At 38.5% G+C, this 16,228-nt stretch carries 15 protein-coding genes; 9 read left to right on the top strand and 6 right to left on the bottom strand.

What is annotated here, in order from left to right; genetic code table 11:
- The first annotated feature begins 54 nt into the window (after positions 1-54).
- A complete protein-coding gene (locus DSM106972_RS20435; RefSeq protein WP_127082436.1) occupies positions 55-1,521 on the top strand; it encodes an FAD-binding domain-containing protein in 1,467 nt (488 codons plus the stop codon).
- 46 nt (positions 1,522-1,567) lie between these two features.
- On the opposite strand, the gene DSM106972_RS20430 is transcribed toward DSM106972_RS20435, so the two are convergent.
- Together DSM106972_RS20430 and DSM106972_RS20425 are read right to left on the bottom strand one after the other, a co-directional pair.
- On the bottom strand, positions 1,568-2,683 hold the full coding sequence (locus DSM106972_RS20430) for an AI-2E family transporter (protein ID WP_127082435.1): 1,116 nt from the start codon (positions 2,681-2,683) through the stop codon (positions 1,568-1,570).
- A 312-nt stretch (positions 2,684-2,995) separates the two neighbouring features.
- Positions 2,996-3,187 (bottom strand): hypothetical protein, encoded by a 192-nt coding sequence (locus tag DSM106972_RS20425; RefSeq protein ID WP_127082434.1) that lies wholly within the window; start codon positions 3,185-3,187, stop codon positions 2,996-2,998.
- A 201-nt stretch (positions 3,188-3,388) separates the two neighbouring features.
- Here DSM106972_RS20425 and ftsH point away from each other — a divergent pair, with 201 nt between their 5' ends.
- The 3 genes from ftsH to DSM106972_RS20410 all read left to right on the top strand — a co-directional run bounded on the left by ftsH (position 3,389) and on the right by DSM106972_RS20410 (position 6,361).
- On the top strand, positions 3,389-5,329 hold the full coding sequence (gene ftsH / locus DSM106972_RS20420; protein ID WP_127082433.1) for an ATP-dependent zinc metalloprotease FtsH: 1,941 nt from the start codon (positions 3,389-3,391) through the stop codon (positions 5,327-5,329).
- Between the two features lie 343 nt (positions 5,330-5,672).
- The gene (locus DSM106972_RS20415; protein WP_127082432.1) at positions 5,673-5,981 is read left to right on the top strand and encodes a hypothetical protein; all 309 of its coding nucleotides are present in this window, start codon (positions 5,673-5,675) and stop codon (positions 5,979-5,981) included.
- Positions 5,978-6,361, top strand: a complete 384-nt coding sequence (locus DSM106972_RS20410; protein ID WP_127082431.1) for an aspartyl protease — start codon at positions 5,978-5,980, stop codon at positions 6,359-6,361. The genes DSM106972_RS20415 and DSM106972_RS20410 overlap by 4 nt, the downstream gene beginning before the upstream one ends.
- 57 nt (positions 6,362-6,418) lie before the next feature.
- On the opposite strand, the gene DSM106972_RS20405 is transcribed toward DSM106972_RS20410, so the two are convergent.
- Positions 6,419-7,366 (bottom strand): aldo/keto reductase, encoded by a 948-nt coding sequence (locus tag DSM106972_RS20405; protein WP_127082430.1) that lies wholly within the window; start codon positions 7,364-7,366, stop codon positions 6,419-6,421.
- 205 nt (positions 7,367-7,571) lie between these two features.
- Between DSM106972_RS20405 and DSM106972_RS20400 the strand changes: the two genes are divergently transcribed.
- The 4 genes from DSM106972_RS20400 to DSM106972_RS20385 all read left to right on the top strand — a co-directional run bounded on the left by DSM106972_RS20400 (position 7,572) and on the right by DSM106972_RS20385 (position 10,693).
- Positions 7,572-8,246 carry a tetratricopeptide repeat protein gene (locus DSM106972_RS20400; protein ID WP_127082429.1) on the top strand — a complete coding sequence of 225 codons (675 nt, stop codon included), beginning with the start codon at positions 7,572-7,574 and terminating at the stop codon, positions 8,244-8,246.
- Between the two features lie 403 nt (positions 8,247-8,649).
- Entirely contained in the window at positions 8,650-9,822 is a 1,173-nt protein-coding gene (gene moeB, locus DSM106972_RS20395; protein WP_127082428.1) for a molybdopterin-synthase adenylyltransferase MoeB, read from the top strand.
- 194 nt (positions 9,823-10,016) lie between these two features.
- Positions 10,017-10,334, top strand: a complete 318-nt coding sequence (locus DSM106972_RS51465) for a hypothetical protein (RefSeq protein ID WP_158632854.1) — start codon at positions 10,017-10,019, stop codon at positions 10,332-10,334.
- A complete protein-coding gene (locus DSM106972_RS20385; protein WP_073619835.1) occupies positions 10,331-10,693 on the top strand; it encodes an aspartyl protease in 363 nt (120 codons plus the stop codon). Before DSM106972_RS51465 ends, DSM106972_RS20385 begins: the two co-directional genes overlap by 4 nt.
- Before the next feature lie 58 nt (positions 10,694-10,751).
- Here the strand turns inward: DSM106972_RS20385 and DSM106972_RS20380 are convergent, their stop codons facing one another.
- Positions 10,752-11,159 carry a collagen-binding domain-containing protein gene (locus DSM106972_RS20380; protein WP_127082427.1) on the bottom strand — a complete coding sequence of 136 codons (408 nt, stop codon included), beginning with the start codon at positions 11,157-11,159 and terminating at the stop codon, positions 10,752-10,754.
- A 220-nt stretch (positions 11,160-11,379) separates the two neighbouring features.
- On the opposite strand from DSM106972_RS20380, the gene DSM106972_RS20375 reads away from it, so the two are divergent.
- Positions 11,380-12,195, top strand: a complete 816-nt coding sequence (locus tag DSM106972_RS20375; protein WP_127082426.1) for an SDR family oxidoreductase — start codon at positions 11,380-11,382, stop codon at positions 12,193-12,195.
- A 63-nt stretch (positions 12,196-12,258) separates the two neighbouring features.
- Here the strand turns inward: DSM106972_RS20375 and DSM106972_RS20370 are convergent, their stop codons facing one another.
- A complete protein-coding gene (locus DSM106972_RS20370) occupies positions 12,259-15,372 on the bottom strand; it encodes a CHASE2 domain-containing protein (RefSeq protein ID WP_233787436.1) in 3,114 nt (1,037 codons plus the stop codon).
- Positions 15,373-15,416: 44 nt separating this feature from the next.
- Entirely contained in the window at positions 15,417-16,187 is a 771-nt protein-coding gene (locus tag DSM106972_RS20365; RefSeq protein WP_233787437.1) for a DUF928 domain-containing protein, read from the bottom strand.
- Between the last annotated feature and the right edge of the window lie 41 nt (positions 16,188-16,228).

Here is a 16,228-nt window from a genome sequence, read left to right as displayed (position 1 = left end):
AAAAAGGCGCCAATCGTCATATACTAGTACAAGGGAACCACATAAGAAGCAGGAATGTCTGATTTAATTTTATTTTGGCATCGTCGCGATTTACGCATTGCTGACAACACCGGACTTGCAGCAGCAAGGGAACGAACACGCAAAGTAGTAGGGTTATTTTGCCTTGACCCAAACATACTAGAGCGTGATGACATTGCTGCGGTAAGAGTGAGTTATTTGATAGGCAGTTTAGCTGCACTGCAAAAACGTTATGAGTCAGTGGGTAGTCAACTGTTGATATTACACGGCAACCCAACGCAAGCTATTCCAGCACTTGCTGATACTTTAAAAGCGCATAGCGTTTTTTGGAATTGGGATGTTGAACCATATTCACATGAACGTGATACTAAGATTATCGGTGCTTTGAAAGAAAAGGGAATAGGGTTTATTGAAAAAAACTGGGATCAAATTTTGCATACCCCAGAAGAAATAAGTACTGGTTCCAAGGCGCCGTATACTGTTTATAGTCCATTTTGGAAAAATTGGAGCAGTAAACCCAAAGCTCAACCTGTGGCAACATTGAGTGATGCAGAAGGTTTGACGGAAGCAGAACTTGAAATAGCGCGTATAGCAGGAGTAAAAGAGTTACCAAGTGCTACAGACTTAGGATTTGTTTGGGATGGTGGCATGTCAATAGAACCAGGTGAAGTTGCCGCACTCGAACGCTTAGAAGAATTTGCTTACAATGCTATAAATAGCTACAAGGAAGACCGTAATTTCCCTAGTATTAATGGAACTTCAAGGTTAAGCGCTGCCTTAAAATTTGGAGTTATTGGAGTGCGAACGGTATGGAAAACTACGCTTGACGCAATGGAGAATAGTCGTAGCGAAGAAACCGAAATAAGTATTCGTACTTGGCAGCAAGAAATTGCATGGCGTGAATTTTACCAACATGCAATGTATCATTTTCCTGAACTTGCCGAAGGCGCCTTTCGTGAAACATTCAAAAATTTTCCTTGGCAAACCAACGAAAAATATTATCAAGCATGGTGCGAAGGTAAAACAGGTTATCCAATAGTCGATGCAGCAATGCGTCAAATGAACGAATTAGGATGGATGCATAACCGTTGTCGAATGATAGTAGCAAGTTTCTTTACAAAAGACTTACTACTCGACCCGCGTTTGGGTGAAAAATACTTTATGCAACGACTCATAGACGGGGACTTATCGGCAAATAACGGTGGTTGGCAGTGGAGTGCTTCGAGTGGGATGGATCCTAAACCAGTGCGAATATTTAACCCCGCTTCTCAAGCACAAAAATTTGATGCAGAAGCAGAATATATACGTGAATGGGTACCCGAACTGCGTTCTGTAGACACCGAGTATTTAGTAACAGGGAAAATTACACCCCTAGAACGCGATGCTTTAGGTTATCCTCAACCAATTGTAGACCATAATAAGCAACAGCGAATCTTCAAAGAAATATACCAGAGACAAAAAGGCGCCATTCCAGATTTAGGAGGAGCTGGCAACGGATTATAAACGGATGTAACGGATAAGTTATCCGTTACATCCGTTGCATCCGTTGCTAATCTTGATCACCAACTGAACTATCACGTTTTGGAATCAGCTTTTCTGCACAATCTTCAGAAACAATAATATATTCCGTCTCACGTTCGGGTTTTTTGCCCCACTCATCCAATACATCTTTAATTAATACTTCTTGCGTCCATATTTTCGTAACAACAGTCAAAGGTAATGCCAGTAACAACCCCAAGAAACCGAAGAAATTCAAGAAAAACAACTGGGCAATTAAAGTTACAGCAGGCAGTAGCGAAACTTTTTGCGCCATAATCAAGGGTGTAATAAAGTTACCTTCGGTTTGCTGTATTACAAAATATACTACAAATACAGCCGCAGCCTTCCACGGTGCATCTAACAGGGCAATAGCCATTGCTGGAATAACGCTAATTGTTGGGCCAAGGTTAGGAATTAAGTTCATAAAACCTGATAGCACAGCTAAAGCTAACGCTGATGGTACACGCAATATCAACAAGCCAATCATGCTCATCGCACCAACATATAGCATAGCAATACCGGCGCCTGCTACCCACCCTTCTAACGACACCTCACATTTATCTAAAATACCATCAACTCGGCGCCGATAAAACGAGGGAAATAAACGTACAAATAATTTACGGTAAGCTTGCGGTTCAGATAAAAACATCCCCGTCAAAACCAGCACCAGTAAAATTTTGAGCAGAGCTTCCAATGAACCAGAAAGAAACGCAAAAGAACTACCCAACGCACGGTTGACAAACGGTTGTGCTTGTTTAATCAAACTATCAACATTTGGTATATAAGGTGCCACCTGTGCTGGTACACGAGCCTTAAAAACATCAAGCCAATTATTAAAAAGCTGTATACCTTTGGGTACACGAAAAGTCAACTCTTGAAACTGCGTAATAAAAGGAGGTACAACAACCAGGAAGAAACCAATAATTACCGCGAAAAAAATACCTACAGACAGTAGAACAGCACCACCACGCTTTACCCCTTTACCTTGGAACCAAATAGCCAAGCGGTTTAAAGTAGTGGAAATTACAACAGCTGCAAACATCAGCAACAGCACATCTCGAATTTGCCACAATATATATAAAGAGATAACAATGGCGATTAAACCAATCCACTGACCTAATTTCACACCCAACTCCCAACTTTTAGCGAACTATTTTACTAACGATGTAGCTAGATTAGCCGATTTTATCCCTTTCGCCCAGTAATTGTAATGGTTCGTTAGTTAAAGAGGCGCCTGGTACGATAACTGATAATGCGATTATTTAAATTGACCATTTTCTAGTTGGGGAGGCATTCTATTCACTTTAATACATATACGTTAATTGTAATTTAACTTTACGAAAAAATTCAAAAACGCGCGCAGGCGTAGTTTTAAATGTGCGCCAATGGCGCACAAATTAATTAGTAAATTTGTTTTATAATACAGACTCAAGAATTTTCAACCATTTTTCGCTTTAATCAAACGGGCGCCCAGCAAAACTGCCATTATTATACTGGGGGATAATACGAGAATTAGGGCATTTATATCTGTTGCAGGAACTAAGATATCTGGTTCAGCATATTTTATCAAAAATGACAATACCCCTGAGAGCAACATGACTTTAATAATTAATCCAATCTGATTTTCCATAAAATCTATTCTATTAAAAGTACGGCTATACGAATCTTCTGGGACGGTTGACGCGAACGTCTATAAAGCTAAACTCTCTCTACAATAGAACTATTCATAATCCTTTACAATGTTTCTCATAATTAACTTGCAAGGTTATCAGGGATTTTGAGGATAAACCCTTAAATATAAATAAACGTTACATGCTGGAGGAATATATTAATGCCGGTAGAGACTAATAATAACAAAAATAAGATGAAGCCACCCCGTGTTAGGCAGTTTGGTGGTAGTTTATTAGTTCTGTTAACGTTGCTGTTGGTGCTAAATTTAGTCGTTCCTAGCTTCTCTGGTCCTAAGTTACCTCGAATTGCTTACAGTGACTTTATTGTGCAAGTGCAAGCAGGTAAGGTAAATAAGGCAATTGTAGGTCAAGACCGAATTCAATATTCCATTAAAACTCAAACTCCTGAAGGTAAAGAGGTCGAACAGGTTTACCAAACAACACCTGTTGCAATAGACCTTGACTTACCTAGAATTTTACGCGATAACAAAGTCGAATTTGCGGCGCCTCCTCCAGACCAAAATGGTTGGATAGGCACTTTATTAAGTTGGGTTTTACCTCCGTTAATATTTGTCGGTATTTGGGGTTTCTTCCTTAACCGTCAAGGTGGTGGGCCTGCTGCTTTAACTGTTGGTAAAAGCAAAGCGCGTATTTACTCTGAAGGTAGTACTGGAGTCAAATTTAGCGATGTTGCGGGTATCGAAGAAGCCAAAGCTGAATTAGAAGAAGTTGTAGACTTCCTCAAAAACGCTGATAAATATACTCGTTTGGGTGCGAAAATTCCTAAAGGCGCCTTACTTGTTGGACCTCCAGGAACAGGTAAAACTCTCTTAGCAAAAGCAATTGCTGGTGAAGCTGGTGTACCTTTCTTTAGTATCTCCGGTTCTGAGTTTATCGAATTATTTGTAGGTGTTGGCGCCGCACGTGTACGTGATTTATTCGAGCAAGCTAAACAACAATCTCCCTGTATTGTATTTATAGACGAGTTAGACGCTTTAGGAAAATCACGGGCAGGAAGCGGTGGTTTCTATGGTGGAAACGACGAACGCGAACAAACCCTCAACCAGTTACTCACAGAAATGGATGGGTTTGACGCTAATACAGGTGTAATTATTATTGCCGCAACCAACCGTCCCGAAGTTTTAGACGCTGCGCTACGTCGTCCTGGACGCTTTGACCGTCAAGTAGTTGTAGACCGTCCTGATAAAATTGGTCGTGAAGCAATTCTCAAAGTTCACGCACGTAACGTTAAATTAGACACAGATGTTGATTTAGCGGTTATTGGTACAAGAACACCTGGTTTCGCTGGTGCTGACTTAGCGAACTTAGTCAACGAAGCTGCATTAATGGCAGCACGTAACAACCGCGATGCTGTAAAAATGGCTGACTTCAACGAAGCTATCGAACGGTTAGTAGCTGGTTTAGAAAAACGTTCACGTGTTCTTAACGAAACCGAGAAAAAGACCGTTGCTTATCACGAAGTTGGTCACGCTATTATTGGCGCCTTAATGCCCGGTGCTGGTAAAGTAGAAAAAATCTCAATAGTTCCCCGTGGTGTAGGTGCTTTAGGATACACAATTCAAATGCCAGAAGAAGACCGCTTCTTGATGATAGAAGACGAGATTCGGGGTAGAATTGCAACATTGCTAGGTGGACGTTCGGCAGAAGAAACCGTATTTGGCAAAGTTTCTACTGGCGCCAGTGATGACATTCAAAAAGCAACTGAACTCGCAGAGCGCTACGTAACTTTATATGGTATGAGTGACCAGCTTGGTCCAGTAGCGTTTGAAAAAATGCAACAGCAATTCATCGAAGGATATCCTAACTCACGGCGCCAAATTAGCCCAGTAGTGGCCGAGCAAATCGACCGTGAAGTTAAAATGATAGTCGATAACGCTCATCATATCGCCTTAAGTATTCTCAAAGAAAACCGTGAATTATTAGAGAATACAGCCCAAGAGTTATTAGAACGCGAAGTTCTTGAAGGTAATGACCTACGTAGTAAACTCGAAACTGCAAAGGCGCCTTACGATATGACAGAGTGGTTACGCAGCGGTAAGTTAGACGAAGATAAACCGTTGATGCAAACTTTAATGAATTAACAGTGCTGAGTAGAAAGTGCTGAGTGCTGAGTAAAGTTGAAAGTGTAGAGTTTTAACTCAGCACTCAACACGAGCGCACTTTTTACTTATATTTTTACTTATATTGTTGGGTTAATTCGTCTAATTCCCCAACTTCATTCTCATTTAATCGCCAACCAAAGGTGCCAGCAATCGGAATTACATTACCTCTTGTTGAATGAGTTTCTTTTTAAGAAATTTAATAATGATTATCAATCAAATAACATTAACTTAACATAAAAATGCAATTCATTATATCCTTCTAACAGAGATAATTATATTGGTAATCCAGCATAATTAAATTATCCGAGCCAATGTAAGTACTATGACACAATTATCTCAAGGGCACCGCACACTCCCACCACGAACTCCAGTTGATCTAGAAGTTATTAAACGCGAGCAAGAGGCTCAAGAAGCTCTCGAAAATCGGTGTCGTCCGGTGTTTGAGCGTCTTTGCTCTACTCTTAGAGAAACATACCCGAATTGGTTTATTGCTATTGACCCTGATACAAAGGACTATCTATTAGACCCAACCCTGCGTGGTGTTTGCGAAAAAATTAGCCAAGCACCTAAAGGAAAAACAATCCGAATGATTTTCTGCCTCAACGATACAGGAACCTGTGGCAGGATATGATTCAAGGTACATTTGGGGAAAACGGCGAACTGTTCTTTGAGCTTCAACTAGTTCCTTCTTCTGGTAAGTCGTTTGCGGCTCCAGTTTTGTTAGATACTGGCTTCACTAATGGGTGGCTGGTTATAAATCAGCAAGACTTTGAAGCATTAGATTGGTCAGTTATTTTAGCGCAAAGCAAAATGCGGACAGCACGCGGAGAAGGAAATTTCTACATTTACGAGGGGAAAGTTATTATCGATGAGGTTGAGGTGACTATTCCTGTGCATGTGGGACGTAATGTTCCTGAAACTGCGATGGGTTCGGCATGGCTTGATGTTATGGAGTTGATTGTTAACAAGCAGGAAGGCATATTGACCTTAGACTTCATTGCCGCTTCATAACATCTTACGTTTGCTTCTGCGGTATAATTATGTCGCCCATCGGCGACATAATTATATCTATTTCCATTGTTGGGTTAGTTCATCTAATTCTCCAACTTCATTCTCATTTAATCGCCAACCAAGGGCGCCTGCATTTTGTACAACTTGTTCAGCAGTTTTGGCGCCAGCGATAGGAATCACATTACCTTGGCAAATTAACCAATTTAAAGCGACTTGTGCAGGGGTGCGACCGTATTTTTCTCCAAATTGACGCAATAAAGATAACACTGGCTCAATCTTTTGTAAATTTTGTTCTTTAAACCTAGGGTCTACTTTTCTTGCACCCGTAGGGGTGGCGCCACCAGAAGCACTATATTTACCAGTAAGTAAACCTTGTGCCAAAGGACTATAAGCCAAAATAGTCACACCTAATTCACGTGCGGCATTCGTAATACCTTTACTTTCAACTTGGCGAGTAATTAATGAATAGCGCACTTGGTTAACAGCCAAAGGTACACCACGTCGAGCAAGTAATTGATGAGCTTCACGCATTTGCTCTTCTGAGTAATTACTAACACCAACAGACGCAATTCTTCCCCGTTGTACTTCATCCGCAAGCGCATTCATTAGAGTATGCTGGCTCATTAAAAAAGCAAAAGGCCAATGCACCTGATATAAATCAACTCTTTCAAGCTGTAGACGCTTAAGACTTGCTGTTAACGCATCAGAAACAGCTTGACCATTAAAACGCCACGGCATTGGGCCAAACTTAGTAGCAATTTGTACAGGTCTATCAGTTTCCTTAATAAATTGCCCTAAAAACTTCTCAGATAGTCCCGTTCCGTAAATTTCTGCTGTATCAAAAAACGTTACACCTGCATCTAACGAAGCTTTAAACGCATTTTGTAATTCGTCGGCGCCGTAATTGGTGCCATAATTCCAAAACAACTTATCACCCCAAGCCCAAGTACCAATACACAGCGGTGTTACTGTTGGGCCATTTTGCCCCAGTCTAATCGTTTCCACAGTTAGCTTAAATTTGTAATTTACATTTCTTTACCTTTCTAGTTTATCGCTGCTTCATAAAAAGTAACATATAACTGAAGGTTAACTTTGAATGTGCTATTGAGAATATTCTCATTAAGTCTCAATAAGTATTGTCTTATAATTAGATTTAATTTCTAAATATAAAAATTATAATTCAAGACAGCATTTTAATATAGTAAATGTAATGTATAAAACAAAAAGCACAATTTTAAGTTGCTTATTTATAGCTTTAAATTTCTGCACCCAAGCAGCTGCCACAACTACAGCAAGTGAATATCGACAATTAGGTTTATTATATCGACAACAAGGGCGCCAGCAAGAAGCAATTGCAGCGATGAAAAAATCTGTAGAACTGGAACCTGAAAATATTACAGGAAAAATTAATTTAGGTTGGACATTGCACTTATCAGGACAAGAACAGCAAGCAGCCAAATATTTATGGCAAGCAATATACCAACAGCCACTTCAATATTCAGCTTACAACGCATTAGGTATAGTTTATCTTGTAGATGGAAACTTACCTGCTGCGATAGCAACTCATACTTGGGCAGCTATTTTAAAACCTAAAAACGAAATAGCGTTTTACAACTTAAGTTTATCGCTACATCGACTAAAAATATTTAACATAGCTATTGCTACAGCTAATTACGCAGCATCCTTAGAACCAAACAATCCACATCCTTTAATTGCCAGCGCTATCGCACACTGGGATAGCGGTAAACATAATTTAGCTAAAAAGACTTATCAAAAAGCCATTTATTTAGATAATAGATACAAAAATAGCTCCTTTCTTATAAACCTTAAACAAGCAGCTTTTACACAAGAGCAAATCAATACAGCAAAAATTATTGCTAAATAACTTCTTCCTCATTGGTTTAACGGCGCCTAACATTACCTAACATTATTTTATTGCGCTCCTGTATTGTTCATGTATTCTATAAATTAATTACTTAAGTATGCATCAAAAATTTATACTTATAATATTCCTTCATACTCGTCTAGATAAATGAAATTGGCGCCGAGTAAATTGACGCATGTTTTTATCGATACATTATGTACTGTCAATTTTGATGTTGCCAAAAAATCAGTATAAATAAACTAGTGAATTGTGCTAATCTTTCAATTAAGGCACCGAAGTATCGGATGCATGTAGATATTTGCCGCGTTTAGGATTGTTATATTGGATAAATATTTGAATAATGTTACCAATATTCGGTAGGATAATAAATCAGCTCTTCCTCAAGTAAGTGATATTGCATTAAATGCTGAACCCAAATCTAGATGAAGTGCAGCTAACGAAGGACGATTACGAACGTTACTCCCGCCACTTAATTTTGCCAGAAGTTGGTTTGGAAGGACAAAAACGCCTTAAAGCTGCGAGTGTGTTGTGTATTGGTACAGGTGGACTAGGTTCACCCTTGTTGTTGTATTTAGCAGCAGCAGGTATTGGACGTATTGGAATTGTTGATTTTGATGTAGTTGATACATCTAACCTGCAACGTCAAGTCATTCACGGGACATCTTGGGTAGGTAAACCCAAAATAGAGTCGGCAAAAAATCGGATTCATGAAATTAATCCTTATTGCCAGGTCGATTTATACGAAACTCGTATTTCTTCAGAAAATGCCCTTGATATAATTCGTCCGTATGACGTTGTAATTGATGGAACTGATAATTTCCCTACACGTTACTTAACAAATGATGCTTGTGTACTGTTAAATAAACCCAACGTTTACGGTTCTATTTTCCGATTTGAGGGACAAGCTACGGTCTTTAATTACGAAGGTGGTCCCAACTATCGTGATTTATATCCAGAACCACCACCACCAGGAATGGTGCCTTCTTGTGCAGAAGGCGGTGTTCTGGGTATTTTACCTGGAATTATTGGTATTATTCAAGCTACCGAAGCTGTGAAAATTATTTTGGGTAAAGGTACTACCTTGAGCGGGCGCCTGTTATTATACGATGCGTTGAATATGAAATTCCGTGAGTTAAAACTGCGTCCAAATCCAGAGCGTCCAGTCATCGAAAAATTGATAGACTACGAACAGTTCTGCGGTATCCCACAAGCGAAAGCGGAGGAGGCTAAACAGCAAATGGATATGTCTGAAATAACCGTACACGATTTAAAACAGTTACTTGATAGTGGCGCCAAAGATTTTGTGCTACTAGATGTTCGTAACCCTCACGAATACGAAATAGCCAAAATTCCCGGTTCCGTTTTAATACCTTTGTCAGATATTGAAAGTGGTTCTGGTGTTGGTCAAGTTAAAGAATTACTCAACGGTCATCGTTTAGTTGTTCATTGTAAATCTGGCGCCCGTTCTGCAAAAGCACTTGGTATTCTCAAAGAAGCCGGAATAGAAGGCACCAATGTTATAGGTGGCATTTTAGCTTGGAGCAAAGAAATAGATTCCTCAGTTCCAAGTTATTAATCTTTATCTTGTTCATCTTGTGGGATGGGCATCCTTGCCCGTCCTTCATAATAATACTATGACCCAGTTATCTGCTTTACGATAAAAGTTGTACAAACAAAATTATTAATATTCATATTCTAATCATATACGAATTTAGAAAGAGTCGTATAATATAAAAATATAGAATCTTAGATTTATTTCTGTAATAGATTATGACCGAAACTAAACCAAATCGCACCAAGCGCCGAGGACGTATTTTCCCAGAAATTCAGTGGACTCTTGAGCAGAGAGCGCAGTATGAAGCAGAAAGTGAAGCTTTTTACCAGCGTTGTAAACCTATCTTCGATAAAGTTAAAGCCGAATTGATTGAGACTCATTACAATTGGTACATGTCAGTAGAACCTGATAGTGGTGAGTATTTCATCGATAAAAATTTAGAAGTGGCATCATTGCAATGCCGTGAGAAACATCCCGGTAAGCTACATTATGCTTTCCGAATTAATGAAACAGGGGCTTGCGGAAGAATATGATTAACGGGTCTTTTGGTGATGAGGACGCACTACTATTTGAAATTGGTTTAATTGCGTCAAATGGATTAGAGTTTGTAGTAGATGCAATGTTTGACAGCGGCTTTTCCTACTGGTTAGCTATAAATGACCAGGATGTAAGCGCTTTTAACTGGCTGAGTTTACGAGACCAAACTATGGTAACAGCACGGGGAAACTCAAAGTTTAAAATCTACGTTGGTAAGGTTAAGTTTGATGGACAAGAATATGATATTCCTGTTCACGTTGGTAAAAATTTAGACGAGGTTTTACTTGGGCGCCAGTGGTTAACTACTAGGCGCTTGGTGGTTGATATGCCATCTAGTTTGTTGACTATTGGTTGATGGCACAGGCGGGACGCCTGTGCTACAAGAGTATCGTTTATAAGCGAGATTTTTATTTTTATGCTTTGTGGTTATGGCGTTTTTTGATGGCGATACCTGCGAGTAATCCTAGTCCTAGAATAGAAGCAGGTTCACCCATATTTGTAACGTATTGATTTTTACCGTAGACTGCGTTACCGTTATTTACTTGGCTGTTGCTCATTGTTAAGTCACCACCAGCAATAACTACATCACCACTGTTTGGCGCCAGCTTATTACCAATTCCATCCATATAATTGATATCACCAGCAGCAGCTAACTTGCCTTCGATATCTGTATATTGCTGTTGAACATCTCCTAATACAAACACGTTGTAACTTGATGCTGCTCCTAATTCAACCGCTTTTGCTGTTTCTGCAAATCCAAAAAATAAAGAAGCTGCAAAAGGAATACTTGCTATTCCCCAGTTAATTGTTTTTGATATCATGGTTTAATATTTTCAGGTTTATGCTGCTTATGCTACCCTGTTTGTCTTATTTTCTATTATTGTCACCTTGTATACGAATCGGCAATAGTAATTTTAAAGGTTCATCATTTTTTTATGATATAAAGTGTGTATATACTTAGGAAAATCTTAGAAACCTGGTTTCTTTTTGATATATTGTAATAAAAACGATAATTTTACGTAGAAACCAGGTTTCTTTAATATGGCTCATTTAAATGTTTCATCTGATGATATCATTTTGGTCGCTGGTGCCACTGGTGGTGTAGGACAATTAACTGTGGCTAAGTTACTAGAGAAGAATTTAAAAGTTCGCGCTTTGACACGCAATCCTGCTAAAGTTCAGACAATGTTTGATAACCGCGTCGAAATTGCAGAGGGTGATATTCTTAATCCTGATAGTTTACATAATGCAGTTAGCAATGTTAAGTATATACTTTGCTGCACAGGAACTACCGCTTTCCCTTCTGACAAATGGCAATTTAATTCTAACTGGAATTGGTTTGAAGCTTTATTTGACTCTCAAAAACTCAAACAGAAAGCTGCTAACACTCCCGAAAAAGTCGATTTTATCGGTGTCACTAACTTAGTAGATGTAGCACCTACCGATTTGAAACGGTTCGTTTTTGTTTCCTCTTGTGGTATTCTCCGTAAAAATAGCTTCCCATTTTCAGTACTCAACGCATTTGGAGTTCTCGACGCTAAAGAAAAAGGTGAACAAAGCATTATCAACTCAGGACTCCCCTACACCATTATTCGTCCAGTTCGATTAATTGATGGCCCCTACACTTCATATGACCTTAACAGCTTACTAAAAGCCAGTACCCAAGGTAAACTAGGGGTAAAAATAGATACAGGTGATAAAGTTGTTGGTGAAACGAGTCGTATTGATGTTGCAGCAGCTTGTGTAGAGTGTTTAGCTTACAGTGAATCCCAAAATAAGATATTTGAACTAGTAAATCAAGGCAGGCGCCCTGATATTATTGACTGGCAGGGTTTATTTGCGACATTAGAGAATTAGATAATGAGATAATAAGATAATTATAGGGTTGGGTTACGCAAAGCCTCCACCCAACCTACAATATTAAATGCGTGTTTGGGTTTCGATACATTTAGCGATAATATCTAAACGGAAGTTATCGACTAAATTAGTTAATGTCTCAGCTAAAAGATTTTGCGTTTCCGGAATATCTTTAATTAACTCAGTTATTGATTGGTCATTTAAAGATATTGCCGCATAGTGTAACTTATCTATCCATTCGGATGACATAGTACTTAACTGTTCTGATGTAAGTTCTAACAATGATGCTTCTTGAGGTTTATTCTCTTGTTTATGTTCGACACAAGATGTACAAGTAGATATATATTTAACATCTAAATATCTAGCTATTTGTTCGTAAAGTAATGTTTCGTTAACTGGCTTACCAATAAAAGCATTACATCCAACTTTGATAAACTGGTCTTGTTGTTCTTCAAAAGTACTCGCTGTTAAAGCTATAATTATTGTCTTAAATGATTTATCTTCAATAACACGAGATAAATTATGCTTTTCTTCTAATTTCTTTTCTATTTTCTCTATTTCTCTTATCCTGCGAGTCGCTTCATATCCATCTACTATTGGCATTCGCATATCCATAAATACTAAATGTGGGCGCCAATTTTCCCAAATTTGTACTGCTTCTTCGCCGTTAATAGCAATTCTTACCTCAAAACCAATTGGTTCCAACAATTTTACAAGCAATAAACGACTTTCTTCCACATCTTCTGCTATTAATATTCTATAACACGGTTGGTTTTTCTCTAACCCCGTAACTTGCTGAGTCGGCGCCAAGTTTTCTAATGACGTATATGTGGCATAATCGAATTTAATATCGAATTGGAATGTTGACCCTTCGTTCAATACACTACTTACTATTATATCCCCACCCATTAACTTCACATACTCTCGACTAATCGCTAACCCTAAACCTGTTCCTTCCATCGACTGACGACCAAGTTGAGTTTGCACAAATGGATTAAATAATTTCTCTAGGTCTTGAGACGCTATTCCATACCCTGTATCTATGACTTCAAAAACTAAATGCTGCTTATTATCTATATTTATATCATAATCAAAATTTAAAGATTCAGGCGCCTGCTTTGAAGGTTTACGCTCATATTTTCTTCTCAACATCTTATAATATCTATATCTCTGACCAAATAAACTTTGATATAAACTTTTAGGTAAAATAGTTTGCTTTGTAAAAAAATAATTCTTTATACTTTCTTGTAACACAGTAAATGAATTTTCGTGCGATTTTTTTTCTTTCTTAGTCGTACATATATCTTGTTGTGAAGCCAGGTGTGATTTAATCAAATTTGATACTTCTGCTGTTTGTAATTTAACTCGTAAAGTCACACCTCCATAAGTTGTAAATTTGATTGCGTTACCTAATAAATTAATCAATATTTGACGTAGTTTACTTTCGTCAGTAATGATGTACTGTGGAATATCACCAATTAATTCAAAGTTAAAATTTAAGTTTTTACTGTTAGCACGCAGTTGTAACATTTTATGTATGGCATCTAGTAATGCATACAAATCAAACGCACGCTCTACTAACATTGTTCTACCTGCTTCTATTTTAGACATCGATAGGACATCATTTATTAATTCCAATAAATGTTTACCACTGCGGTTAATAATTTCGATATGCTGTTTTTGGTCTAATGTTAATTTTTCTTCACGTCCTAAAATTTGACTAAAACCTAGAATTGCATTCAGTGGAGTACGTAATTCATGACTGATGTTGGCTAAAAATGTACTTTTGGCTTTGTTCGCTGACTCTGCTTCTTGTTTTGCAATTTCTAGTGCTATATTCTTTTCTACAAGTTCTTGAGTTCGTTCTTTCACTTTCAATTCTAGGTTACTAGCGTAGTTTGCTAAAGCTTTGTGCGATAACTGCAATGAACGCACCAGTAAATACAGCTTACTTCCAAGAGTTGCGCTAGTCAGTCCTAATAATGGTGATACTACATTTACCCACCAACCACTCAAAAATAGTGAGTACGTACTAAATAAAAGACTGAGGATGGCGCCAGGTAATAGTATACTAATTGTAAATACTAATGAACTGCACTGTGTAACGACTTCGCTCAATCTATGCTTCTTGAAGTAATATCTATTTAATCTAATTTTGACTCCCCACCCAATCGTAGCACCTACACTTGACCAAAACAATATCCATAACCATCCTAACTGTTCAGATATTCCTCGTAACAGTTGTCTGTCATCTAATGCTGCACTTAATATTTGACTCGTTAAGTCTGCGTGTAATTCAACACCCGACCAAGCTGTATTTACATCACGAGTAAAAGGAGTATAAAACCTTTCACTTAAACTTTCAGCTACTGAACCAACTAAAACGACTTTACCCGTCATTAAGTTTGGAGGAACCCGATTTTCGAGTACATCTAATAAACGTATTTTGGTGACTGAGGAATGTGAGTTGCGAAAATTTGCTAAAATTTGATATCCTCCCACATCCACACGCACAAAACCCCCTTCACTATCCTCCATTGGTACAAATTTGGCTTTCCCCAGTTTCAGAGCTTGTTTTTGCCCGTCATGAATTTGTTTAATATTCTGCTTCTCTAAGTAAGTTAACGCTAACTTTGCTCCTAATGTTAAATAAGTTTTAGTTTTACTCTTATCTCTTACCGCGAGTAAATAGCGTCTGACTTTACCATCGCTTTCTAATACTAAATCACAAGCTGCAATTTGGTCACGTGTCGCAAGTACAGGTGGTGGTTCAACGACTGGCCCGTTATTGTTACTTAATATTTTTTGAATTCCAATCAAATTTGGTGTCGATTCATATATGTCTAGTAGTTCTTGATGACCTGGTTCTACTGGTAAGTTGCGATATAAGTCTAACCCAATCACTGCTGGTTGCTGCTGTTTAATTTTGTTAAGCAATTTCGCAAGTGTTCTGTCGTCAATAGGCCAGCTTTTGAAACGCGAAATATCATTCTCATCAATAGTGACTATGACGATGCGGGAGTCTATTGGTTCTTGTGGACGTGCTGCAAACCACTGGTCTAGCATCGCGCATTCCATAAACTGCAAGGCGCCTGTCAGCTGTAAACTAATGATTGTCAGCGTCACAAACACCGATGTCATTTCAATGCCACGATACCGCAGAATCTGTATTTTCAACCTTTTCCACATAAACAAAGCAAGAGTGTTGGGGAAGTGAAAACTTAATTTGCCGTTGCAACTATATTTAAACTCAAACCAACCGAAGTTAATAACTCCGTCCAAGTTCGTGCTAGTTGTGGGTTGTGCGGTTCTTTTTGCTGAAGTTCCATCACTGTTGCAACTGCATCATACCAGTATCCATTTTTGGCGTACAAAGATATACGTTCGACAGAGGAAGCTTTAATTAATTTGTTTTGTAAATCCTGGTTTAGCTGTGTATACTCTATCCAACCTCCAACCACCATGTCTGACGTTCGGTCTTCTGGGTTACAAGCTAACGCAAATGACCAGTAATAAGGCTGATTTTTGACTAAAGACGGCGCTGATGGTAATTTAATCGCAATAAAACCTTTACTGTTTTCTACTGATATTTCTGTCTGATATACCCCATTCATTTTGTCATCAAATAAGCTAAACTCTCCTACTTTCGCGTTAGTTTTCGGTAAATATACATACAACACTGGGCGCCTGTCATGAGATAATCCAACATGTTTACCCGGAGTCAAAGCAGTTAAAGCTTTAGTTCTAGCTTGAATTGAAGAACTACAAGAAAGCGTATCAGTACGTGAACCTCCACCTGCTGTCCCACCACGAGGTGCATCTTTTCGTGGTGGTGGTTCAAAATTTACCGTAGTTAACCCACTTACACCACCCACCTCACTAGGAGTTACTGCACTAACTGATGATATTGATATCGATAATGGTAGGGTAACTGTTGCCGTTAACCAACCTACTACTAATTTACACCCGCATTTTTTTGTTAGAAAATCCATATACGTTTAGTATCTTTTTTTATATCTATCCAATTATGTAT

It is taken from the genome of Dulcicalothrix desertica PCC 7102 (assembly GCF_003991905.1).
Classification (GTDB): Bacteria; Cyanobacteriota; Cyanobacteriia; order Cyanobacteriales; family Nostocaceae; genus Dulcicalothrix; species Dulcicalothrix desertica.
This window is presented reverse-complemented; position numbering and strand designations above follow the sequence as displayed.

Excerpts from the sequence above, each read along its gene's own strand:
- DSM106972_RS20425 (WP_127082434.1), bottom strand. The coding sequence starts at position 3,187 with ATGGAAAATCAGATTGGATTAATTATTAAAGTCATGTTGCTCTCAGGG.
- DSM106972_RS51465 (WP_158632854.1), top strand. The coding sequence starts at position 10,017 with ATGACCGAAACTAAACCAAATCGCACCAAGCGCCGAGGACGTATTTTC.
- DSM106972_RS20385 (WP_073619835.1), top strand. The coding sequence starts at position 10,331 with ATGATTAACGGGTCTTTTGGTGATGAGGACGCACTACTATTTGAAATT.
- DSM106972_RS20380 (WP_127082427.1), bottom strand. The coding sequence starts at position 11,159 with ATGATATCAAAAACAATTAACTGGGGAATAGCAAGTATTCCTTTTGCA.
- DSM106972_RS20435 (WP_127082436.1), top strand. The coding sequence starts at position 55 with ATGTCTGATTTAATTTTATTTTGGCATCGTCGCGATTTACGCATTGCT.
- DSM106972_RS20410 (WP_127082431.1), top strand. The coding sequence starts at position 5,978 with ATGATTCAAGGTACATTTGGGGAAAACGGCGAACTGTTCTTTGAGCTT.
- DSM106972_RS20375 (WP_127082426.1), top strand. The coding sequence starts at position 11,380 with ATGGCTCATTTAAATGTTTCATCTGATGATATCATTTTGGTCGCTGGT.
- DSM106972_RS20365 (WP_233787437.1), bottom strand. The coding sequence starts at position 16,187 with ATGGATTTTCTAACAAAAAAATGCGGGTGTAAATTAGTAGTAGGTTGG.
- DSM106972_RS20415 (WP_127082432.1), top strand. The coding sequence starts at position 5,673 with ATGACACAATTATCTCAAGGGCACCGCACACTCCCACCACGAACTCCA.
- moeB (WP_127082428.1), top strand. The coding sequence starts at position 8,650 with ATGCTGAACCCAAATCTAGATGAAGTGCAGCTAACGAAGGACGATTAC.
- DSM106972_RS20400 (WP_127082429.1), top strand. The coding sequence starts at position 7,572 with ATGTATAAAACAAAAAGCACAATTTTAAGTTGCTTATTTATAGCTTTA.
- ftsH (WP_127082433.1), top strand. The coding sequence starts at position 3,389 with ATGCCGGTAGAGACTAATAATAACAAAAATAAGATGAAGCCACCCCGT.